The organism is Sphingobacterium corticibacter, assembly GCF_003076635.1.
In the GTDB taxonomy this organism is placed as follows: Bacteria; Bacteroidota; Bacteroidia; order Sphingobacteriales; family Sphingobacteriaceae; genus Sphingobacterium; species Sphingobacterium corticibacter.
On record NZ_QDKG01000008.1, the window covers coordinates 107011 to 130775 of the forward strand.

18 protein-coding genes are annotated in these 23765 nt (G+C 43.5%); all 18 read left to right on the forward strand.

What is annotated here, in order from left to right:
• The first annotated feature begins 1 nt into the window (after nucleotide 1).
• The 18 genes from DC487_RS16445 to DC487_RS16530 all read left to right on the forward strand — a co-directional run bounded on the left by DC487_RS16445 (nucleotide 2) and on the right by DC487_RS16530 (nucleotide 23734).
• Nucleotides 2-1456, forward strand: coding sequence for a UDP-N-acetylmuramoyl-L-alanyl-D-glutamate--2,6-diaminopimelate ligase (locus DC487_RS16445; RefSeq protein ID WP_116777067.1), 1455 nt, complete (start codon nucleotides 2-4; stop codon nucleotides 1454-1456).
• Between the two features lie 5 nt (nucleotides 1457-1461).
• Nucleotides 1462-2706 (forward strand): phospho-N-acetylmuramoyl-pentapeptide-transferase, encoded by a 1245-nt coding sequence (gene mraY / locus DC487_RS16450; RefSeq protein ID WP_116777068.1) that lies wholly within the window; start codon nucleotides 1462-1464, stop codon nucleotides 2704-2706.
• Entirely contained in the window at nucleotides 2707-4083 is a 1377-nt protein-coding gene (gene murD / locus DC487_RS16455) for a UDP-N-acetylmuramoyl-L-alanine--D-glutamate ligase (protein ID WP_116777069.1), read from the forward strand.
• Nucleotides 4084-4103: 20 nt separating this feature from the next.
• Nucleotides 4104-5309, forward strand: a complete 1206-nt coding sequence (locus DC487_RS16460; protein WP_207774456.1) for an FtsW/RodA/SpoVE family cell cycle protein — start codon at nucleotides 4104-4106, stop codon at nucleotides 5307-5309.
• 10 nt (nucleotides 5310-5319) lie between these two features.
• Nucleotides 5320-6417, forward strand: coding sequence for an undecaprenyldiphospho-muramoylpentapeptide beta-N-acetylglucosaminyltransferase (gene murG / locus DC487_RS16465; RefSeq protein WP_116777070.1), 1098 nt, complete (start codon nucleotides 5320-5322; stop codon nucleotides 6415-6417).
• A gap of 5 nt (nucleotides 6418-6422) precedes the next feature.
• On the forward strand, nucleotides 6423-7778 hold the full coding sequence (murC, locus tag DC487_RS16470; protein WP_116777071.1) for a UDP-N-acetylmuramate--L-alanine ligase: 1356 nt from the start codon (nucleotides 6423-6425) through the stop codon (nucleotides 7776-7778).
• Nucleotides 7771-8595, forward strand: a complete 825-nt coding sequence (locus DC487_RS16475) for a cell division protein FtsQ/DivIB (protein WP_116777072.1) — start codon at nucleotides 7771-7773, stop codon at nucleotides 8593-8595. Before murC ends, DC487_RS16475 begins: the two co-directional genes overlap by 8 nt.
• Before the next feature lie 32 nt (nucleotides 8596-8627).
• The gene (gene ftsA, locus DC487_RS16480; RefSeq protein ID WP_116777073.1) at nucleotides 8628-10010 is read left to right on the forward strand and encodes a cell division protein FtsA; all 1383 of its coding nucleotides are present in this window, start codon (nucleotides 8628-8630) and stop codon (nucleotides 10008-10010) included.
• Between the two features lie 140 nt (nucleotides 10011-10150).
• Nucleotides 10151-11929: a cell division protein FtsZ gene (gene ftsZ, locus DC487_RS16485; RefSeq protein WP_116777074.1), complete on the forward strand. Its 1779-nt coding sequence runs from the start codon at nucleotides 10151-10153 to the stop codon at nucleotides 11927-11929.
• Nucleotides 11930-12118: 189 nt separating this feature from the next.
• The gene (gene pyrR, locus DC487_RS16490) at nucleotides 12119-12664 is read left to right on the forward strand and encodes a bifunctional pyr operon transcriptional regulator/uracil phosphoribosyltransferase PyrR (RefSeq protein WP_116777112.1); all 546 of its coding nucleotides are present in this window, start codon (nucleotides 12119-12121) and stop codon (nucleotides 12662-12664) included.
• A gap of 24 nt (nucleotides 12665-12688) precedes the next feature.
• Nucleotides 12689-13624 carry an aspartate carbamoyltransferase catalytic subunit gene (locus tag DC487_RS16495; protein ID WP_116777075.1) on the forward strand — a complete coding sequence of 312 codons (936 nt, stop codon included), beginning with the start codon at nucleotides 12689-12691 and terminating at the stop codon, nucleotides 13622-13624.
• A 237-nt stretch (nucleotides 13625-13861) separates the two neighbouring features.
• Entirely contained in the window at nucleotides 13862-16891 is a 3030-nt protein-coding gene (locus tag DC487_RS16500; protein WP_116777076.1) for a tetratricopeptide repeat protein, read from the forward strand.
• A 16-nt stretch (nucleotides 16892-16907) separates the two neighbouring features.
• A complete protein-coding gene (locus DC487_RS16505) occupies nucleotides 16908-18635 on the forward strand; it encodes a TonB-dependent receptor (protein ID WP_116777077.1) in 1728 nt (575 codons plus the stop codon).
• A 43-nt stretch (nucleotides 18636-18678) separates the two neighbouring features.
• Nucleotides 18679-20334, forward strand: a complete 1656-nt coding sequence (locus DC487_RS16510) for an HU domain-containing protein (RefSeq protein WP_116777078.1) — start codon at nucleotides 18679-18681, stop codon at nucleotides 20332-20334.
• A 39-nt stretch (nucleotides 20335-20373) separates the two neighbouring features.
• Nucleotides 20374-21072: a MotA/TolQ/ExbB proton channel family protein gene (locus DC487_RS16515; RefSeq protein ID WP_116777079.1), complete on the forward strand. Its 699-nt coding sequence runs from the start codon at nucleotides 20374-20376 to the stop codon at nucleotides 21070-21072.
• Between the two features lie 26 nt (nucleotides 21073-21098).
• A complete protein-coding gene (locus DC487_RS16520; protein ID WP_066755546.1) occupies nucleotides 21099-21506 on the forward strand; it encodes an ExbD/TolR family protein in 408 nt (135 codons plus the stop codon).
• Nucleotides 21507-21574: 68 nt separating this feature from the next.
• Nucleotides 21575-22399, forward strand: coding sequence for an energy transducer TonB family protein (locus tag DC487_RS16525; RefSeq protein WP_116777080.1), 825 nt, complete (start codon nucleotides 21575-21577; stop codon nucleotides 22397-22399).
• 18 nt (nucleotides 22400-22417) lie between these two features.
• Nucleotides 22418-23734 (forward strand): bifunctional folylpolyglutamate synthase/dihydrofolate synthase, encoded by a 1317-nt coding sequence (locus DC487_RS16530; protein ID WP_116777081.1) that lies wholly within the window; start codon nucleotides 22418-22420, stop codon nucleotides 23732-23734.
• Nucleotides 23735-23765 lie beyond the last annotated feature (31 nt).

The following is a 23765-nucleotide window of genomic DNA, read 5'->3' on the forward strand; positions in this document are numbered from 1 at the left end:
TATGATATTGAAAGATCTACTTCATGCTGTTCCGGTAAAGGAATATAAAGGCCAACTCGATATCGAGGTGACAGGTCTGTGTTTTGATTCACGCGCAGTGGTAGATGGTAATCTCTTTATTGCGGTACGCGGAACGCATACCGATGGCCATTTGTACTTGCAAAAGGCCATTGACTTAGGTGCCAATGCGGTGTTGGTGGAAGAATTGCCTGATGAAACAAATGAAGACATCACCTATATCTTGGTGGATGATTCTTCTTATGTTTTGGGTTTGGTCGCTGCCAACTATTACGATAATCCTTCGCATCAATTAAAATTGGTGGGTGTGACGGGGACGAATGGAAAAACCACCGTAGCTACGCTCTTGTACAATCTATTTATTGGATTGAGCTATCAAGTAGGGCTATTATCAACGGTAGAAAATCGTATTTCTGGTCGCATCATACCGACTACACATACCACCTTAGACCCGATCTCTCTCAACAAATTGTTGCGCGAAATGGTCGACGAAGGTTGTGATTATTGTTTTATGGAAGTGAGTTCGCACGCGGTGGTACAGCAGCGCATTGCAGGTTTGCGTTTTGCGGGTGGTATATTCACCAACATTACGCATGATCACTTAGATTTCCACGAAACCTTTGACAACTATATCAAAGCAAAGAAGAAATTTTTTGACGATCTAGATCGGGATGCCTTTGCATTGAGCAATGCCGACGATCGCAATGGCGCGGTAATGTTGCAAAATACCGTCGCTTATCAGAAAACATACGGTTTAAAAGGTTTAGCCGATTTCAAAATGCGCATCGTAGAGAGCCATTTTGATGGTATGCTGCTACACCTTGACGGGCAGGATGTGTGGGTGAAATTAGTGGGACATTTCAATGCCTACAATTTATTAGCCGTATATGGCGCTTCGATTCTATTAGAGCAAGAAACCATGAAAGTGCTCACAGCGATCAGCAATATCGTTGGCGCAGAAGGAAGGTTTGAGGCCTTACGTTCACCGCAAGGACAAATCGGTATTGTGGATTATGCACATACGCCTGATGCGGTCGAAAATGTACTAGATACGGTAGCAGACTTACGTCAGGCCGGACAACAGATTATCACCGTCATTGGTTGCGGTGGGGATCGCGATAAAACAAAAAGACCGAAAATGGCGAAGGTAGCAGCGCTGAAAAGCGATACCGTGATTCTGACGTCTGATAATCCGCGAAGTGAAGATCCTTTGCAGATTATCCGAGAGATGGAAGCCGGTATTCCGGCTGATAAGCGCAAAGGCGTATTTAGCATTTCGGACCGAAAAGAAGCCATTCGCGCGGCCTGTCATTTGGCGCAGCCAGGCGATATCATTGTCGTAGCGGGCAAAGGACACGAAAAATATCAAGACATCAATGGTGTGAAGCATCATTTTGATGATAAAGAACAATTAGCAAACGCATTTAACGAGCAATAAGAAGGATGTTGTATTATTTATTTACCTGGTTAAACGAGCATATGCACATTCCTGGAGCAGGATTGTTCCAGTATATCTCCTTCCGTACGGCCATGGCAGTAATTGTGTCGTTGATTATTACCACCGTATTTGGTAGCAGACTCATCCGTTTGCTGCACCGCAAGCAAGTGGGCGAAACGGTGCGCGACTTAGGTTTGGAAGGTGAGAAGCAAAAACAGGGCACGCCGACGATGGGTGGTTTGATCATCATTGCTGGTATATTGATTCCAACACTATTATTTGCTAAGCTGGATAATATTTATGTGATCATCATGATTATCACCACCCTGTGGATGGGAGCGATCGGTTTCTTAGATGATTACATCAAAGTTTTTCGCAAAAACAAAGAAGGACTTGCTGGTCGCTTTAAAGTAATTGGTCAGATTGGTTTAGGAGTTTTTATTGCTGTGACGATGTATTTCCACCCGAGTATTTTGGTGCGTGAGCAAGTAGCTAATCCGTCCTATTCCGTGCCGGTATCTGTTGTGATCAATCCTTCGACGGGCGAGAAAACCTACGTAGAGGATGTGAAATCTAGCAAGACCAACATTCCTTTTTATAAAAATAATGAGTTTGACTACGCCAAGTCACTGAGTTTCTTAGGAATCTCTGGTACGTGGATCACGTTTGGTATGACCTTGCTCGTGATTGTGTTTATCGTGACCGCGGTGTCCAACGGAGCCAATATTACGGATGGTATTGACGGCTTGGCCACTGGTACGTCGGCCATTATGGGAATCACCTTGGCGATTCTCGCTTACGTTTCAGGTAACGTGATTTTCTCCGATTACCTCAATATCATGTATATCCCAAATAGCGGTGAGCTCGTGATTTTTGCAGGCGCCTTTATCGGAGCGTGTACTGGTTTTCTGTGGTACAATGCCTATCCAGCGCAGGTTTTCATGGGCGATACCGGGAGTTTGACTATTGGTGGTATTATCGCGGCATTTGCGATTCTTATCCGCAAAGAATTATTGATTCCAATACTGTGTGGTGTTTTCTTGATCGAAAATCTGTCGGTCATCATGCAAGTATCGTATTTCAAATACACTAAGAAAAAATTTGGTGAGGGCCGACGCATCTTTTTGATGTCGCCATTGCACCACCATTATCAGAAGAAAGGTTATCACGAGTCGAAGATCGTGACGCGCTTTGTAATTGTATCCATCATGTTGGCCATTTTGACCATCGTCACTTTAAAAATACGTTAGATGCCAAATATCGAACATAGCTATTATCCGCACGCCGGTCGTGTCGTCATCTTAGGTGGCGGTGAGAGCGGAGTGGGTGCTGCTATCCTTGCGAAGGATAAGGGCTTTGAGGTGTTTGTATCCGATATGGCGCTATTAGCAGAGCAATTTAAAGCGACGCTAACACAAGAAGCGATCGCTTTTGAAGAAGGTCAACATACGGAAGCGGAGATTCTGAATGCGGATTTGATCATCAAAAGTCCGGGTATTCCGGAGACTGCGCCGCTGATGCAGCAATTACGCAAAACCAGTATTCCGGTGATTTCGGAAATTGAGTTTGCCGCACAATATACCGATGCCACTTTATGTTGCATCACCGGATCAAATGGTAAATCGACCACCACGATGCTGACGTACGAAATCTTTCGTCATGCCGGATTGAACGTGGGTGTGGCCGGGAATATCGGACAAAGCTTCGCTTTGCAAGTAGCGCGCGAGCAACGCGATGTATACGTATTGGAGTTATCGAGCTTTATGCTCGATGATATGCATCATTTCCGTGCGCATATCGCGATACTGCTCAACATCACGCCAGATCATCTGGATCGGTATAACTATGACATGAATGCGTATGTGGATTCAAAATTCCGCATTATTCAAAATCAGCAGACGGAAGATTATTTTATCTATTGCGCCGACGACGAAGAAATTACCAAAGGATTAGCTCGGCATCAGTCGCCCGCGATGTCCTTGCCATTCACGCAAGTGGATACTGCGCTAGCACAAGGCGCTTATATAGACGAACAAAAGAACTTGATTATTAACATACCTAAACGGGAACCATTTACGATGAATATTGAAGAACTATCACTACAAGGCAAGCACAATGTTTACAACAATTCTGCTGCTGGATTAGCCGCTAAAGCACAGCAATTGCGTAATAGTGTGATGAAGGAAAGCATGCAATCCTATGTCAATATCGCGCATCGTTTGGAGCACGTGGCGTGTATTGGCGGCGTTACTTACATCAACGACTCCAAAGCGACTAACGTTAATTCCGTATGGTATGCCTTAGAAAGTTTCTCGCCCGATATCGTGTTGATCATGGGTGGTGTAGACAAAGGAAATGACTATGACATGCTGCGTGACCTCGTAAAAAGCAAGGTAAAAGCGATCATCTGTATTGGTAAACACAATGGTCGTATTCACGAGGCATTTGAATCGGATACGGATGTGATTGTCAATAGCGCTTCCATGGGAGATGCGGTAGAAATCGCTTCGCATATTGCGAAAAAAGGAGATACGGTATTGTTGTCACCTGCTTGCGCAAGTTTCGATTGGTTTAAAAATTATGAAGATCGTGGGGATCAATTTAAAGAAGCGGTAATGGCCCTTTAAGTTGTTAGAGATAACAGATTATGACAATAGAACAGATTTTTTCAAAACTCAAGGGAGATAAGTGGATCTGGATAATCGTACTTATCCTGTCTGGCTGGTCTTTGTTGGCGGTATACAGCTCGGTGGGCACCTTAGCTTACAAAGAGGGCAAGGGTACTGAATTATATCTGTTTAAGCATTTTGCCATTATCGCGGTTGGATTGGTGCTGATGTATCTGTCGCACAAATTGGATTACCGGTACTATGCTGGTATCTCCAAATTGCTGATGATCATCACGATTCCACTACTACTCGCAACATTGATATTTGGAGATTCCATTAATCAGGCGAATCGTTGGTTGACGATCCCGGTGATTAATCAATCATTCCAAACTTCCGATTTAGCGAAGTTGGCCTTGATTACTTTCCTCGCGCGTATGTTGTCGCGCAAACAAGAAGAAATTAAGGATGTCAAGAAGTCATTTGTGCCGATTATGGGCGCTGTATGCGCAGTATTCGTACTCATTGCGGTAGCGAATATGTCTACTGCGGTGATGCTATTTGGCGTGAGCATTTTGCTGTTGTTAATTGGCCGGATCTCTTTCAAACAAATTACGATTGTCTGTATTGGCTGTGGTATTTTATTGATGTTGGTTGCTTTCTTAGGTCCACGCCGTGCCACGTACATGAGTCGTATCGAAGGATTTTTTCATACCGAAGAAGCGATTGATGGATCTGGAGCAGTACCTTTTCAAGAAGATAAAAACTTCCAGGCGAACAATTCAAAAATCGCGATCGCGACGGGTGGATTTTTTGGTAAAGGATGGGGAAATAGTGTGCAACGTAATGTGCTGCCGCACCCATATTCAGATTTTATCTTCGCGATTATCATCGAGGAATATGGCACAGTCGGTGGTTTCGTACTCTTGACCTTATATCTCGCTTTGATGTACCGCATTATCCGCATCGTGACCTTAAGTCCACGTGCGTTTGGCGCTTTCTTGGCGGCAGGATTGGGTTTCAGCTTGACGATTCAGGCATTAGCCAATATGGCGGTAGCTGTTGGTTTAGGTCCGGTTACTGGAGTTCCATTGCCACTAGTGAGTATGGGCGGAACGTCGATTTTATTTACGAGTGTGGCCTTGGGAATTATTCTCAGCGTAAGTCGTAATGTCGAAGAATTAAAAGGTAAAGAAGAATTAAATGATGTCGTAAAACCACGTCGTGTGGTCGTCGGCAGTATATAATTGAAAAAGCATGGCAAACAAAGTAATCATAAGCGGTGGCGGTACGGGAGGACATATCTTTCCGGCAATTGCTATTGCAAATGCCCTTCGGCAGTTGCAGCCCGATGTGGAGATTTTGTTTGTGGGCGCCAATGGTAAAATGGAAATGGATCGCGTACCTGCTGCAGGTTACGAGATTGTGGGCTTAGATATTCAAGGTTTCAACCGCCAATCCATGTTAAAGAACTTGATCTTGCCATTTCGGCTGATCGCTAGCATGTGGAAAGCGCGGCAAATCATTCGTCAGTTCGGCGCGCAGGCAGCTGTCGGTGTTGGTGGATATGCTTCTGGTCCTTTGCTTCAAGTGGCGAATATGATGGGCATACCGACTTTGATTCAGGAACAGAATTCTTATGCCGGATTGACCAATAAACAATTGGGCAAAAAAGCCCAGCGGATTTGTGTGGCTTATGAAAATATGGAGCGATTTTTTCCAGCGGAAAAAATCATGCTAACGGGTAATCCAATTCGTCGTTCGTCGGTACAAATCGAGGGTAAACGCGAAGAAGCAATACATGCCTTCGGTTTGGATCTAGACAAAAAAACGGTTTTGGTCACCGGAGGTAGTCTGGGTGCCAAAACATTGAATGATTGTCTGACGGAAGGTCTAGAGCGGTTATTAGATAAGAATATACAAATCATCTGGCAATGCGGTAGTTATTACTACGAGAAATTGTCCGAAGAGTTGAAAGATAAGCTAACAGATAGCGTGAAGCTCATGCCATTTTTGGAGCGCATGGATTATGCGTATGCGGCGGCAGATTTTATTGTTGCACGTGCAGGAGCTGGTACGATATCAGAATTGGCCGTAGTCGGCAAGCCGGTTGTCTTGGTGCCATCGCCAAATGTGTCAGATGATCATCAGACAAAAAATGCCTTGGCTTTATCGGAGCATAAAGCAGCTATTATGGTGAGCGATCTTTCTGCACGTATGCATTTAGTTGATGAGTTGATGGCGGTGATTGATGATGAAGCGACAGCTTACGAATTGGGCGAACGAATTAAAGAGATGGCCTTGTTGGATGCCGATGTAGTAATCGCACAAGAGGTTTTAAAAATGATAAAATAAGGGTTATGCATATCGACCAAATTAGAACAGTTTATTTATTGGGCATTGGCGGCATCGGCATGAGTGGATTAGCGCGCTATTTCCAACATTTAGGTTGTGCTGTATCGGGTTATGATAAGACCGAAACCGAACTGACCAAGGCTTTGGTCGAAGAAGGTATTGCGGTTACGTATCAAGATGATGTTCGCGAATTGCCCGATCATTTGGCTACGCCAAATGAGGAAACTTTGATCATTTTTACGCCAGCCGTACCAACTGATCTGACCTTGAAAAACACGTTGATCGAACGCGGCTTTACCTTGTACAAACGTTCTCAGGTTTTGGGTTTCATTAGTGCGAGTCGTTTTACGATTGCGGTGGCGGGTACACATGGCAAAACCACGACCTCGACCATGATTGCACATGTCTTGAAAGATTCAGGATATGATTGTTCGGCGTTTTTAGGCGGTATTAGCACTAATTATCAGAGCAACGTTTTATACGGTGACAACAATACGGTCGTGGTAGAAGCGGATGAGTTTGATCGCTCTTTCTTGACGCTACATCCCAACATCGCGATTGTCACTTCAGCAGATGCTGATCACCTAGATATTTATGGTGATGCAGCACAGCTGGTCGAATCTTTTGAGCTTTTCTTGGATCGCGTAGTGGCAGACGGTATTAAGATCGTCAAGAAAGGCTTGCCTTTTTCGGGTGATATTTCTTACGCGAAAGAAGAAAAAGCAGATGCGTATGCCGACAATATACAGATCAAAAATGGAGAGTTCTACTTCGATTATCATGCGGATAATTTGACGCTGAAAGATATTCGATTAGGAATTCCCGGGTTACATAACATTGAAAACGCAGTTTCGGCAATTACGGTCGCAAATTTGCTAAGCATAAGCGGCGAAAAAATCATCGCTGCTTTAGGTACATTTCAGGGAGTAAAAAGACGTTTTGAATATGTCGTAAGACAGGAAGATGCTGTGTACATAGATGACTATGCACACCATCCAGAAGAGTTGCGCGCTTTTCTAACGTCTATGCGTAAGCTGTATCCAGAAAAGAAGTTGACCGTGGTCTTTCAACCACATCTATTCACACGCACGCGTGACTTTGTCGACGGCTTCGCGGAAGTGCTCGGCTTAGCCGATACGCTGTATTTGATGGAGATCTACCCAGCGCGGGAGAAACCGATTGATGGTGTAAATGCGCAGTGGTTGCTCGACAAGATCGACTTGGAAGATAAGCACATCTTGACGGCACAGCAAATATTGGATACCGTAGAAGAAACGCGTCCTGAATTGATCGTAACAGTAGGAGCAGGAGATATTGATCGACTGGTAAAACCTTTAAAACAACTATTGACAAATGCTTAACTGGCTTAAAAATATACCATGGCGCTTGATCGGTTCGATAACACTCGGACTGGCGGCTTTCGTGGGCGTCATGATGTTGATGGGTTTGGTTGCCAGAAAGGATGCCGCACAATCCTGCACCGCCTTGCAAATCATGGTTGAAGGAAAGGAAACTTTCATCGATCAAGCAGATATCACCGCCATTATTGAGAATCAATATGGTAAGGTAGTCGGTAGACAATTATTGGATATTCCTTTGCAAAAGATAGAAGCTTCGTTGAAAGCATTGCCTTATGTATCTAATGCCGATATCCATGTCGATATCAATGGCGTGATGAAGGTGTCGGTGCAACAGCGTGCGATTTTGCTACGCGTGATCAATCGCGTCGGTCAAGAATTCTATGTAGATACTGAAGGAAAGAAGATTCCGACTACGCTAAAATATGTGCCGCACACGATTGTAGCCAACGGGTACATTCGCGAATCGTTTGGCAAACCGTTGGAAGCGATCGAATCGCCAGTGGTAGAAGATTTAGCCGCAATTGTGCGCCATATCAATACGAGCGAACTGTGGAGCAATCAAGTTGTACAATTGTACGTCAATGAAAAAGGAGATATCGAATTGGTGCCACGCGTTGGCGATCAAGACCTGATCTTAGGTAATGCCCAAGATTTGGATGATAAATTGCGTAGACTGGAGATTTTCTATCAGAGAATCTTGCCGCGGGTCGGCACGGAAGCGTATAGCAAAGTGAATGTCAAATATGCTGATCAGATTATCTGCGAAAGATATGGGGATTGGTTTATCGACAGTTTACAGATGAAAATGAATAAATAATACCGAAGAATAACACAGCAAATACACAGCGTATGAAACCAAAATTTACAGAACTCGAAAAAGAAAATCCAATCGTCGTCGGATTGGATATCGGTACGACCAAAATCTGCGTGACAGTGGGGCGTCGCAGTGGCAATACAAAGGTCGAATTATTGGGCGTCGGCAAAGCCGAATCTGCTGGAGTTAGCCGGGGGGTAGTGGCTAACATTCAGAAGACGGTGGATAGCATTCGCGAAGCGGTTTCGATCGCCGAAGGACAGTCGAACGTCGATATCAAAGTCGTAAGCGTAGGGATCGCCGGTCAGCATATCAAAAGTATACAACATCGCGGTATTGTGACACGTAACGACGATGACGAAATCGGACGCGAAGACGTGCAACGCCTAATCTCCGATATGTACAAATTGGTATTGCCTCCGGGTGAAGAAATTATCCATGTGCTTCCGCAGGAATTTACGATCGACAACGAGCCGGGAATCAAAGAACCGATCGGAATGGCAGGTCGTCGTGTAGAAGCCAACTTTCATATCATCTCTGGTCGCGTAACGGATATCAAAAATATCAAGCGTTGCGTCGATAATTCTGATTTGGAAGTGTCTGAATTAATCCTTGAGCCTTTGGCATCATCTGAAGCTGTGTTAGATGAAGAGGAAAAAACGGCTGGTGTAGTATTAGTGGATATTGGTGGCGGTACAACCGATGTGGCCATCTTCCACGAAGGTATTATCCGTCATACGGCGGTTATTCCATTGGGTGGTAATATTGTAACGGAAGATATTCGCCAAGGCTGTTCGGTATTGCGCAACCAAGCGGAGCAATTGAAAGTACGTTATGGTTCGGCTTTGGCAGACGAAAACAAAGAGAACGAAGTGATCTGTGTACCTGGAATTCGCGGTCGTGAGGCCAAAGAAATCTCGGTCAAAAACTTGGCGTACATCATCCAAGCGCGTATGGAAGAGATTATCGAGCATGTGCATTACGAAATCAAAGCTTCAGGTTATGAAGATAGATTGATCGCTGGTATCGTGATCACGGGTGGTGGTGCACAATTGAAACACTTGGTACAGTTGGTAGAATACGTAACTGGCATCGATTGTCGTATTGGTTATCCAAATGAATATTTGGCTAAAACCGATATGTTGAACAAGCAAGCATTTGACGAACTAAAAAGCCCGTTATATGCTACCGGTATCGGACTTTTGATTAAAGGAATCCAAGAGATCGAAGAAGGGGAGAAAAGAGAACAAGAGAAAGTAGCCAAAGTGGGCGGTGGTGCACGTGCGAAATCGAGTATTAAAGTGAGCGATATCGCTAGCGATCAAGGCAGAAAAGAAGGTTGGTTAACCCGTATTTTGGGCAATTGGATCACCGATGGCGAGGATATTGACGATGATACCTTTATTGGGAAAAAGTAATTTATCAACAACGGTCTGTTTTTTCCACAAATTGACAATTGTGGAAAACTCTTGTGGATAATTTGTTAATATTACGTTAGAATTAGAGGGTCAAATTCGTCTTTGCAATAGGTTGATTTAAAGTATAATAGGTATAAGATATGTCGATACAATTTGAAATGTTAAAAGAGCAGTCGTCTATCATCAAAGTAGTTGGTGTAGGTGGCGGTGGTGGTAATGCCGTAAACCACATGTATAAAGCTGGGATTAGTGGGGTAGATTTTATTATATGTAATACGGATGCACAAGCATTGGAGTTGAGTCCAATCCCTAATAAAGTTCAGTTGGGCGCCAGCTTGACCGAAGGAATGGGAGCAGGAGCAGATCCTGATGTGGGCGAAAACTCTGCTATAGAAAGTATCGAAGATATCAAACGTATGTTGGGTACCAATACCAAAATGTTGTTTATCACAGCAGGAATGGGTGGTGGTACAGGTACAGGTGCAAGTCCCGTGTTGGCAAAAGCAGCCAAAGAAATGGGAATTTTGACGGTAGCCATCATCACAACACCATTTACTTTTGAAGGTAAGCGCCGTAAATCGCAGGCAGAAGAAGGATTAGGTGAATTGCGTAAATACGTGGATTCTTACTTAGTAATTTCTAACGATAGATTGCGTGAAATCTTCGGCAACCTAACGATGACTGCTGCGTTTGCGAAAGCAGATGATATCTTGACCACAGCTGCTAAAGGTATTGCCGAGATTATTACCATTCCAGGTTATGTAAACGTCGATTTTAAAGATGTGCGTACGGTGATGAATGATAGCGGTGTCGCTATCATGGGTAATGCGGTTGCCAATGGCGACGAGCGCGCTTTGCAAGCCGTAACTGGTGCATTAGCTTCGCCATTATTGAAAGATAATGAGATTGAAGGTGCACGTTATATCTTATTAAATATTACTTCTGGATCGAAAGAAGTAACGATGGACGAAGTGTCTATCATTACCGATTACATTCAGGAAAAAGCAGGCTTATCGGCCGATCTAATCTGGGGTAACTGTATTGATGAAAATATGGGCGACGACCTTTCTGTTACCATCATCGCTACCGGTTTCCAAACCACAGAGGAACGCGTAAAAGATAAAGAGAAGGAAAAGATTGCACATCGCTTAACTCCGGAAGAGTCTAAGTCCGCTTTTGTAAAACCAGTTTCTCAGAATCAGTTTGCGGACAAGCAAACTTATCCAGAGCCCGTGGTAAAACCAGTTGGAGTTACCAATACAGCATTTGAGCAGCCTATTCAACAAACCGATCTATTTACGGCAAACCCGACTAACAGATCATTTGCTTCGACGCCAGTAAGTCAGCCTTCGGCAGTGCAACAGCCTCAAGCGCAGCCTACACGTCATGCAGATCAGGAAGCACATGTAGTGCGTCATACCTTAGATCTAAATGAACAAGAAGTAGAAGAGCAAGAACCTCAAGATAATCATGGTTTTGAATTGAAAACATCTCCTTCGATGTTTGAATTCAAAGTGCCTACGGTTTTTGATTCGTACCAACAACCACAATCATTAGGCGCGCAAGAGCCTTCGCAACCTGCTTATCAGCAGTCAGCAAATAACTATACTGCACCTAGCAATACGATAGCTACACCAGCTGCTTTAGAAGAAGCTAAAGTAGAAGAAGCCAATTTCGAAGATCAATTGATGAAAACGAAAGAGCGCATTCTTCGCTTGAAAGAGTTGAGTATGAAATTGCGCTCGACGAATGGTTTGCAAGAGATGGAAAATGAGCCAGCATACAAAAGAAAGCAAAAATCATTAGATGATGTGCCGCATTCTTCACAGTCGCAAGTGTCTCGTTTCACCCTATCATTTGATAGTGGCGAAACCGAAATCAGACCTAACAATTCATTTCTACACGACAACGTCGATTAGTAATTGTATTAAATATAAAATAAACAGCTTCCTTACCGAAGCTGTTTTTGTATACCCTAAGACCGCAAGGTCTTTTCAAAAAAATGGCTAAGTTTGCCTAAACAAATCCGATAACAGGATGCCTGCCCGTAGCTTCATAGAGCGATCAGAGCAGAAGTGCATCCAGCGGTGCAAGACGAGCATATACATATGAAACAATCTTTGCTTTTAGACGGACCTAAGTTTGAGATTACGCTCAAGCGTTTGTGTCAGCAGCTCATAGAAAACCACGGTGATTTTAGCGATACAGTGATCATCGGTGTACAACCACGTGGGCCATATATGGCGAACCGACTTCGCCAAGAAATCAAGACGATTTCGGGTGCAGATGTGCAAACCGGTGCCTTAGATATTACCTTTCACCGCGATGATTTTCGGATGAAGGGATCCAGCCCTTTGCAGGCAAGTCGTACCGATATCGAATTTTTGGTAGATGATAAAGTGGTCGTTTTTGTTGACGATGTACTTTGGACAGGGCGTACGATACGCTCCGCTATGGACGCTATCCAAACATTCGGCCGACCGAAGAAGATCGAGTTGATGGTGTTAGTCGATCGTCGATTCTCCCGTCAACTACCCATCGAACCAGATTACATCGGTATGCAAGTAGATTCTATTGACGCGCAAAAAGTCATTGTAAGTTGGAAAGAAACCGATCAGGAAGATAGCATCGTTTTGATCACAGAAGAAAAATAAAGAGAATACAGATCCATATAGCACATGTCAAGCACAGAACAACTCAGCACACGTCACCTATTAGGTATAAAAGATCTTAACGAACAAGATATACAATTGATCCTCGATACAGCCTCTAACTTCAAGGATGTATTGAATCGGCCGATTAAGAAAGTTCCTTCTTTACGGGATATCACGATCGCCAATGTATTCTTCGAAAACTCTACTCGAACTCGGTTATCATTTGAATTGGCGGAGAAACGCCTTTCGGCGGATACCATCAATTTTGCGGCTTCCTCATCGTCCGTCAGTAAGGGCGAAACACTGATTGACACCGTCAATAATATTCTGGCGATGAAAGTCGACATGATTGTGATGCGACATCCTTATGCTGGTGCAGGCGTATTCTTGAGTCGACACATCAACGCTCAAATCGTAAATGCAGGCGACGGCGCGCACGAACATCCGACTCAAGCTTTGTTAGATTCCTTCTCTATTCGTGAGCGATTAGGCGATTTGGCAGGTAAAAAAGTCGCCATTATTGGTGATGTATTGCACTCTAGAGTTGCCTTGTCTAATATTCTTTGTTTGCAAAAGCAAGGTGCTGAAGTCATGGTGTGCGGGCCGACAACCTTAATCCCCAAATACATCAGTGCGCTTGGTGTTAAAGTAGAACATGATTTGATGAAGGCGCTGAATTGGTGCGATGTCGCCAATATGCTGCGTATCCAATTAGAGCGTCAAGACATTGCTTACTTCCCATCACTACGGGAATATTCTATGTTATACGGTTTGAACAAGCAAATCTTAGATAGCCTAGACAAAGAGATTGTCATCATGCACCCAGGGCCAATAAATCGTGGTGTGGAGATTACATCTGATGTCGCCGACAGTGCGCATTCCATTATTTTGGATCAAGTGGAAAATGGCGTAGCTGTTCGTATGGCGGTTCTTTACTTATTAGCTGGCAAACGCGGTTAAAATTACATCAGATTCGCCGAAGCGAAATATTCCACAACTGCTGGGAATTTTGTTAAAGTATCGTTAAATACGGTGTTTATGCACCAATGTTAATAACTTTTGAGGAAAACTTTAAGGGTAACTTCTATTTTCGTATGTTGAAGGAATCTGTTGGCCAATATGGCATGTAAAGCTGAGATCGACAAACCGAAATGATGGTGGAAAAACATTATCCAATAAATAGTAGAATTCGTTTATATGTACAATAAGATATATCAAGTTGGGGTGGCTTTATGCTTGATGGGGACGACTGCAGTCGCTCAGCAAACGGCTTGGCAAGATGTGAATAACGCATACAAGTCAGGTCTGGAACTGTATGAGCGCGGAAAATTCAGCTCCGCAGCAAAGCAGTTTGATCGGGCAGAGAGCGTACGTACTAAATCTACCTTGCAGTTGGATGAAACGCAGGAATTGACCTTATTAAAGGAAAACATTCGCTACTACCAAGCGGTGTGTGCTTTGGAATTAGAAGAGAGCAATGCGGAAAGCTTGTTCTTAAAATATATCCGTGATTTTCCTTCAAGTGCTAATTCCAAAGCTGCCAATTTCCAGATTGGTAAATTCTATTATACCAGACAAGAGTTTGAAAAAGCGATTGAGTGGTTTACACGTATAGATAGTAAAAGCTTAGCCGGCGCAGAGGCGACCGAGTATCGCTTCAAATTAGCGTATGCGCGCTTCATGACCAAAGATTACGAGGCGGCAAAGCCTGTATTTGCAGATCTGAAAGATCGTAATTCATCTTATCAAGAAGCATCTATTTATTATCATGCTTACTTGAGTTATTTAGATGCAGAATATAAGACAGCGCTAAATGAATTCGAACGTTTGAAAGGTTCGAAAACCTATGAGAACAGTTATCCATACTACATTACCGCTCTTTACTTCTTAGATAAGCGCTATGATGAAGTATTGGCTTATGCCTTACCCATCTTAAAAAACACAAAACAAGAGAGCGAAACAGATATGTTCCGCATCGTAGCGGCAACCTATTTCATCAAAGGTGATTTAGATAAATCTAAGCAGTATTATGATCGTTTTCAAGCAGCTGATCAAGGCAAAACCCAGAACAATCAGGATAGCTACCAGATCGGTTATATCAACTACAAGCTGGGAAATTACGAGCGCGCTATTGCGGAGTTGGAAAAACTGGATGAACCAGATGCCTACTACCAAAGTGCCATGATTACCTTAGGTGATTCATTCATCAAAACAAACAATAAACAAAGTGCTCGAAACGCCTTCTTCCGTGCTTCTAAATTGGACTTCGATCCGCAATTGAAAGAGGAAGGTCTATTCAATTACGCGAAATTATCGTACGAATTGGAGTTTCACCAGGTGGCTTTAGATGCTGTTCAGGAATACCTACAGACTTATCCAAGTTCAACACGCAGTGAAGAAGCAAAAACATTGTTGGCAGAAGTGCTTTTAGGCACTAAAAACTACCGAGCAGCGGTAGATGTACTGGAAGGAATCAATCGCAGCAGCCGTGAAGCAAAAGCAGCTTATCAAAAAGTAACGTATTACCGCGGTTTGGAATACTACAACGAGCGCGCTTTTGAGAATGGTATCTCTATGTTCATGCGCTCGGAAGAAAACCGCTACGATGAAGAAATCTACGCGCTGTCTACTTATTGGAAAGCTGAAGCCATGTACGAAGTGCGCAAGTACAAAGAAGCAACGGCGAACTTCAACAAGTTCTTGCAGTTGCCAGCAGCGCGCAAAACGGATGTATACCATTATGCGAATTACGCATTAGCATATGCTGCCTTCCGCAACGACAACTACAGTACAGCAGCCAATTATTTTGAGCGTTTCCTATCAGGCGCTGCGCGCGATGGAGTAGATGCCAACACACGTAACGACGCGATAGCGCGTGCAGCCGATTCTTACTTTGGTACGAAAAATTATGCTCGTGCGATGTCGTATTACGATCGCCTCATCAGCTCTGGTGCACAAAGCCAAGATTATGCATTATTCCAACGCGGCATTATCCAAGGTTTGCAAGGTAACAGCCAAGCAAAAATTGCCACACTAAATTCCGTTGTTCAGAAGTTTCCGAACTCTAACTATGCGGACGACGTCGCTTTTGAAATTCCATACACTTATTTCTTGCTAGACCAATACGATCAAGCGATCACGGGTCTGCAAAAAATGGTAGAGCAATATCCACGCAGTAGCTATGTGCCACGCGCTTTAGTCACGATTGGCTTAGTGCAATACAATCAAGACAATCGAGATGCTGCTTTAGCGACATTTCAACGTGTGGTCAGTCAATACCCGACTACTGACGAAGCGAAACAATCCTTAGCTTCCATCGAGAACATCTATTTGGATAAGAATGATGCATCGGGTTACATTCGCTATGCGACCAGCACTAATATTGGTGATCTGAGCAAAGCGGAGCAAGATGGACATACTTTTGCAGTAGCACGTACTTTATTTGATCGCGGTAACTGGCAAGGTGCTGTCGAAGCCGTAAATGCGTACTTCGATAAGTTTCCAAAACCGATTAATGAGAAACATGCGCGATTTATTCGCGGCGAAAGTTATGCGCAATTGCGTAAGGATACCGAAGCATTGCACGACTTCAATATCATCATGAATGATTGGACCAGTGCATACACCGAGCGTACCTTATTGAGTGTAGCTCGCTTGCACTTACGTAACAAAGCGTACAATGAGGCCGTTCAGGTATTGAAAAAACTGGAGTTGACTTCCGAATACAAAGAAAACTACGGTTGGGCGATCAACAATTTGATGGTGAGTTATTTCAATATCAATGATTATGTGGAAACGTTGACCTACGCTAACATCATCAAAGGATATGAAAAATCATCGGAAGAAGAGATAGCGAAAGCACACTTATATGCTGCAAAGGCATATCAGGCGACAAATAAAGCGGCTGATGCAACCAAAGAACTAAGCTCAGCTGCCACAAAATCAAAAACAGAGACCGGTGCAGAAGCCCGTTACCTGATCGCCAAACAGCAAGTACAAAGCAAGCAATGGGATAAAGCCATCCAGACGGCGATGGAAATTGGAGATAAATTCTCTTCTTTCGAATACTGGGTAGCCAAAGGTTTTATCACTATGGCGGAAGCATACCGAGGAAAAGGAGACAACTTTCAGGCTAAAGCAACCTTGGAGAGCGTGATCGATAACTACGATAACGATAAAGATGGCGTTGTGAAAGAGGCGAAGGAGTTATTGCAGAAAATTAAATAAGATTAGGGTAGTGAAGATGAAATTTCAGAAGATACTTACGCAAACAGCGTTTTTGGCGATGCTTACTGGTGTCAGTTTTGAAGCAGCTGCTCAACAACGCGAAGAAACGGAAAAACCAGTTGCCATCGATTCATTTGTAATCGTTCGGGACTATCGGCCATTACTAGCCGACGCGGTCAAAATTCGCCGTAGTCCGGATATGTCCAATAAAAGAGAATACATGCCACGCCTAACGTATGGTAATGTGCCTGATAAGAAATTGGATATCAATACGGGATTGAGCGAGTTGAAAATCATGGAAACGCCTTTCATTCGCTCGCGCGATACCTATAGCAATTATGTAAAAGCAGGTGTTGGTAATTTAGGAACCATCATGGGCGAAGCATACTTCGCGGTAGAAGATTACGAAGATATTCGATTTGGCGGTTTCGTCAAGCACCTCAATCAAAAAGGTAGTCTAGATGACCAGCGCTTCAGCCGCCAAGAAGTTGGTGCTTTTGGTAGACGTATTTTTCCTGCTTTAACTATAGACGGACAGATTGGTTACAATCGTCTGGGTACAAACTTTTACGGTATTCCAGTAGATCAAAATGGTGCATCGTTAAATCCATCTCGCGAAGGGCAAGTCTTCAATGACCTGTACCTTACAGGTGAAATGGTCAGCAACTTCGATCCAGAAGATGAAGATGCATTGAGTTTTTCACTCAAGACCGATGCCTATACGTTTTCGGATCGCTACGATGCGCGGGAGAATTCATTTGCCTTAGCGGGTTATTTGAACAAACGCGTGCGCACGTTTAACGTGGGAGCGAATGTAGCGGTAGATATAAATAATGTGGAAGGTGCAATGAATATACTCGGCGCATCAGGCGTGAGTAATTCTGTCGCTTCCGCTAATCCATATATTAGCTTCAAAGGGGCTAATTACACGATTCAATTAGGTGCCAACTTGGTATCGGAGTTTGGTGACCAATCTTCATTTAATATCTTTCCAAAAGCAGAAATAGATTTCTCTTTAGTACCCGAGTACTTCTACATTTTTGGTGGTGTCACCGGTGGAGTAGAGCGTGGATCATATCGCGAGTTCGCCCGTCAAAATCCATTTTTGGCATCAGGTGTTACAATACAAAACACCATTGAACGTATGCACGCTTATGGTGGTATCAAAGGAAATGCTGGTGCTACATTTGGTTGGAAAGCCAAAGCATTCTATCGTCAATTAGAAGGTATGCCATTGTTTGTAAACAACATGGTCAATCCATTCCAATTTGATTTAGTGTATGATGGCGATGGCGACGAATCGGTAAAACATATTGGTGTAGAAGGCGAGATCAACATTCGCGTTTCTGAAGCCGTTAACTTAGGTGGTCGATTGAATATTGATAATTATACCATGGCCTATCAGGCAGAAACTTGGCATACGCCAAATATCCGCTTGACAGCGAATGCGCGTTTCAACATCTCGGAAAAATTATATATTGATGCCGAAGCCTTGTTCCACGGACAAACTTCTGCACGTGCGTTTGCCTACAATTCTAGTGGTGTAGCGATCGATCCGAGTGCACCTACGGTACAAAGTATACCATCGTTTTTAGATCTTAGCGCTGGAGCAGAATATAAAGCAACAAAGCAGTTAGGTATTTTTGTGAAAGCAAATAATATGCTAAATAACGAGTATCAACGTTACTTATATTACCCAAGATTAGGATTTAACGTGATTGGTGGACTCAATTTTTCGTTTTAATTGATTCTTTCAACTAAATTTGTGTTTTAATCCCATCATCACTATGGACTTAGGCAAGAAAATACAACAGGTACTCAAACATTATCCAAGCGTGAATGTGCATGGACTTGGTGCATTTAAAAAAGTACATCAGGCATCATCATTTGATGAGCAACATAATGTATTCTTGCCTCCCATTGATTACGTAGAATTTGACGATCGTTATCAAGACGGTTTAGATCTGGCAGAGTACCTTCGTCAGGAAAATGAAATTTCCCGTACCGATGCGCAAGAATTGGTCGCGCGAGAAGTTGCATTCATCGTTTCTAACATCAATGAACACGGCAAAGCGCATATTCCTCAACTAGGTGATCTATTGACCTATGGAGATGGCTATGTATTTCGTGCCATCGATTTATCAAGTTTTGTATTTGAGCCGATATCTAATATTGAACAACCGGTACGGAAAACGGAAACGGTAGAAGAGCCAGTTGTACCCGTTACTCCGAAAGAGGAGTCGGCTGCTGAATTAAACGATTCAGAGGAAATCGCTGATGCAAATGTAGAACCGGAAAATAGAGTAGAAGAAGTCGAGATCTCACCAAATGTCGACGAACCTGCTCCAGAAGAGCATCATCTCGAAGAAGAGGTCGCTCCAATTCCGCTCGAAGAAACAGTAACGTTGACTGAAGAAGAGCCAATTAATCAAGGAATCACGCTCGTAGAACCATCTCCTGCAGATGAGGTGTGGAAATCGCATGTCGATGCGCCTGAATTACTAGGTGATGTGGTTGAGAAAACTGAATCTGAATCGAAAATTTCGAAAGAAGAGGTTGAGGTAATCGAGGATGTCGAGCCGACTGCGGCCGTTCCTGTTGAGCCAGTACCTTCTCTGGAAGAGACTGATGTAGCTGAGCGGAAAAATATAGATGAAAAGGATGTAGAGGAAGTCGAAGCGAAAGAAGAAACAAAAGTTCCAGTCGATGAACCTACGGAAATGGAGGCTGTATCAGATGGTCCTCGCAGAGATGCTCTTGTGCAAGAAGCTCCACCACTGATACAAAATAAATATCAGGCAAATAGATATGGAGAAGTGCAAGAAAGTAGTATACCGCCAACACTAATTCCAAACAATGAAGAGCCGGATTACACCTATGCTAGCGAATACGTAGAAGATAACAATCGCTCGCAAAAGATCTGGTATATCCTTGCCGCTGTGGTTGCCTTATCTATAATTGGTGCATTGTGGTATGTAACACGTCCGGTGTCTCTGTATTCTAACGTAAGCGAACTTGATGGAGAGGACGAAATGGATGTTCCTTATCAGATAAATGAAGATGAATATCGTATTCCGGCTGCTACGACAGATGTGGTAGACACATCGTCTGTATTGCAGGAACGACCAGATACGGCAAATAGAACGACGCAGACAGCAGTAACGCCGCCTTCGGGTGCTGCTATTCAGCCAATAATTCCGGCAAATCACCATTGGTATATCGTTATTGGTTCGCGTTTGCCATTGGACGATGCGCAGGAAATGGTCGCCGAGTTTAATAAAAAAGGGCAGCCGCGTGTGCGTTTGATTCCTGGTAGAGGTACAGATAGTCCAGCGACAGTTATTTGGGACTCATATGTTTCCAAGGAAAAAGCAGATTCGGCATTACGCTTAGTACGCAAAGACTTCGTCGCAGATGCGTGGCATAAGGCGGTCAAAAAATAAATTGAATACACAAAAAAACAAGTATATCTTAATCACATGATGTCATTACTTTTACAAGCATACCCGGTAGATTCTGTAAGCCAGATGCAACAAACAGTGAATTTAGCTCCAGTACAAGAAGATACGAACCTTCTTGAGTTGTTGATGAGAGGAGGGTGGATAATGGTGCCTATAGCCCTTCTGTTTTTTATCGGCTTGGTGATCTTCGTAGAGCGCTACATAACGATTCGTAAGGCATCTAGACGTGAGACTGGATTGTTACCGCAAGTAAAATCAAATGTATTATCTGGAAAACTAGACTCCGCTATCGCGGTTTGTCGTTCAAGTAATTCAGCGTTATCGCGGATGTTACAAAAGGGGCTTACCCGTGTTGGCCGTCCGATCAAAGATATTGAGGGAGCGATTGAGAATCAAGGTAAATTAGAAGTAGCTCGTTTGGAGAAAAACATCAATGTACTTGGTATTGTAGCCGGTATAGCACCGATGCTTGGTTTCGTTGGTACGATCTTCGGAGTCATTCAGATTTTCCGTGATGTGGAAATTGCGGGCGGTATCGACATCGGTTCCGTTTCTGGAGGTTTGTATGTGAAGATGATTGCATCTGCTTCGGGATTGACTATTGGTATCTTAGCATACATCGGCTATCACATTTTAAATATGATGGTAGAGCGCGTGATCCTTCGTATGGAAACAGATGCTATTGAATTTATCGATTTGTTGGACGAGCCGGGATCATAATTCTCGCTCAAAACACTTAATCTCAGATGAATTTAAGAAATAAAAGAAATAAGCCTACGGCAGAGGTGCACACAGCAGCACTGAATGACATCATGTTCTTCTTGATGTTATTCTTCTTGCTAGCGTCTGCCGTGGCGAATCCTCAAGTGGTAAAATTATTGTTGCCGCGATCAAGTGCTGGTGAGCAATCCGTGGCCAAGAAAACCATGACGATCTCCATCACAAGTGATCTAGTCTACCACGTAGATAAGCAAGCTGTGCCGCTAGAAAGCTTGGAAGGATACATCCAAAATAACTTGGCAACGGGCGAAGAGTTGACCATTATGCTGTATGCAGATAGCACGGTGCCGATTCAAAACGTGATCTCCGTAATGGATGTAGCCAATCGCTTGCGCGTTAAACTAGTACTGGCAACAGAGCCGAAAAACAATTAATATTTTTCGGTTAGATTTTAAACAATTAGCATACGGTCTGGTCTATAGACCATAAAGAATAACAAAATATGCAGTACCACCAACAACGTATGGAAGAGAACAATATGCCGAAGGCATTGGGCATATCCAGTTTGGTGATGGCCGGTTTGTTGGCGATTGGTTTTTTTATTGTATTTGGTCAAGAAATTCCTGAATATGGTATGGGTGGTATTGTGGTGAACTACGGTACGTCTCCAGAAGGGATGGGCGACGATTATATGAGCGTTGATGAACCATCCGTAGATGAAAATGCTAACGAGGTACGACCTGATAAAATCGACCCTAATACCACACCAATTCCCACGCCAACGCAACAAGTGGCTGAAAAATCGATCGCAACACAAGATGTAGACGATGCGCCAGCGATCACAAAAACCGAAAAGCCAAAGCAGAACAATGCGGAGCAAAGTACGGTAGAGAAAAAGAATGCGACGCAGGCAGTCAATCAAAATGCGCTATTTAAAGGCAAGAAAAATAGTGGTCAAGGTGGTGGCGATGGTACGGGTTCCACACCAGGTAATCAAGGTTCGGAGCTAGGTGATCCTTTGGCCAGTAATTATGGTGAAGGAGGTTCTGGTTTCGGCAATATGATGCTTTCACTCTCCAATCGCCGTTGGGATGTTCCGCCAAATGTACAAGATGATGGACAATCGGTCGGCATTGTTGAAGTAGAATTTACGGTTGACAAAAATGGTCGTATTGTACGCGCACGCCAAGGATCTAAAACTACTATTGCCGATTATCGCTTAGTGCAGAAATGTATTCAAGCCGTAGAAAATGCTAGATTGAATTCGCTGGCTAACGCACCCGATAGCCAAGTCGGTAAAGTGACCTTCCGGTTCAAGGTAAGATAATTCTTTCATTTCGTTTTTATGAATAACTATACACAGGCCATCGAGTATCTCTATGCTCGATTGCCTATGTTTACAAGAGATGGCGCTTCGGCCATCAATAAAGGTTTGGAGCGCACCATCCGGCTTTGTGATTATCTAGGCAATCCACAACAACATTTCAAGTCTATCCACGTGGCAGGTACGAATGGCAAAGGATCCTCTTCGCACATGATCACGTCCATTCTAGAAACTGCCGGACTGAAAACGGGTTTGTACACCTCACCACATCTCGTGGATTTTAGAGAGCGCATACGTGTGCACGGTCTTCCTGTCAGCCAGCAGTATGTACTCCAATTTGTACAACAGTATCAAGCCATTATCGAAGAAATCCAACCTTCTTTTTTTGAAGTTACCGTAGCGATGGCTTTCGATTATTTTGCGCAGCAAAATGTCGATGTTGCTATTATCGAAGTGGGTTTGGGTGGTCGGCTGGATAGTACCAATATTATTAAGCCTATCGTTTCCTTGATCACCAATATTGGTCTGGATCATATGGATATGTTAGGAGATGCTATTCCATTAATCGCTTCAGAAAAAGCAGGCATTATTAAAGAGAATATACCTGTAGTGATATCGGAAAAGCACGTAGAAACGCAAGATGTTTTTCGTAATCAGGCGCAGGTTATGCAAGCGCCAATCACCTTCGCATCAGAACAGTGGGACATAAGACCGGCTGCGGAATCTATAAGCAACTATCAACTCGTCGATGCGATCAATCTTGCAGATGCGAACCATTCGATGCAGCTACAACTGGATTTGATGGGTTCTTATCAAGTGCATAACGTAAAAGGAGTGCTGTGTGTTGTTCAAGAATTGCAAAAACGAGGTTTTATGATTTCTGATGAGCATATTCGCATAGGTTTACAGCAAGTGCAGCAGCGTACGGGATTGATGGGTAGGTGGCAAACCATCTCAACCGTACCCTACGTGATTTGTGATACCGGACACAATGAAGATGGCGTGCGCCAAGTCGTACAAAATCTTGAACGCACATCTTATCGACAATTGCAAATCGTAATCGGAGCGATGAAAGATAAGGACCTCAGTCATATCTTGCCTTTGCTGCCTAAAGAGGCTTTTTATCATTTTTGCGCGCCAGCTTTGCCACGTGCTATGAATGCCGAAGTATTGCAAGAATTAGCTGCTCAATATGGTTTAAAAGGTGCTAGCCACGAAACAGTTATAGCAGCTTATCAAGCGGCAGTAGATGCTTGGCAGCCCAACGATTTGATTTTTGTGGGCGGGAGTACCTTTGTCGTTGCCGAGGTATTGGCTTCTATACAACAGGACAAATAAGCCTGTTGTATAGAAGTGAAAAGTACATCAC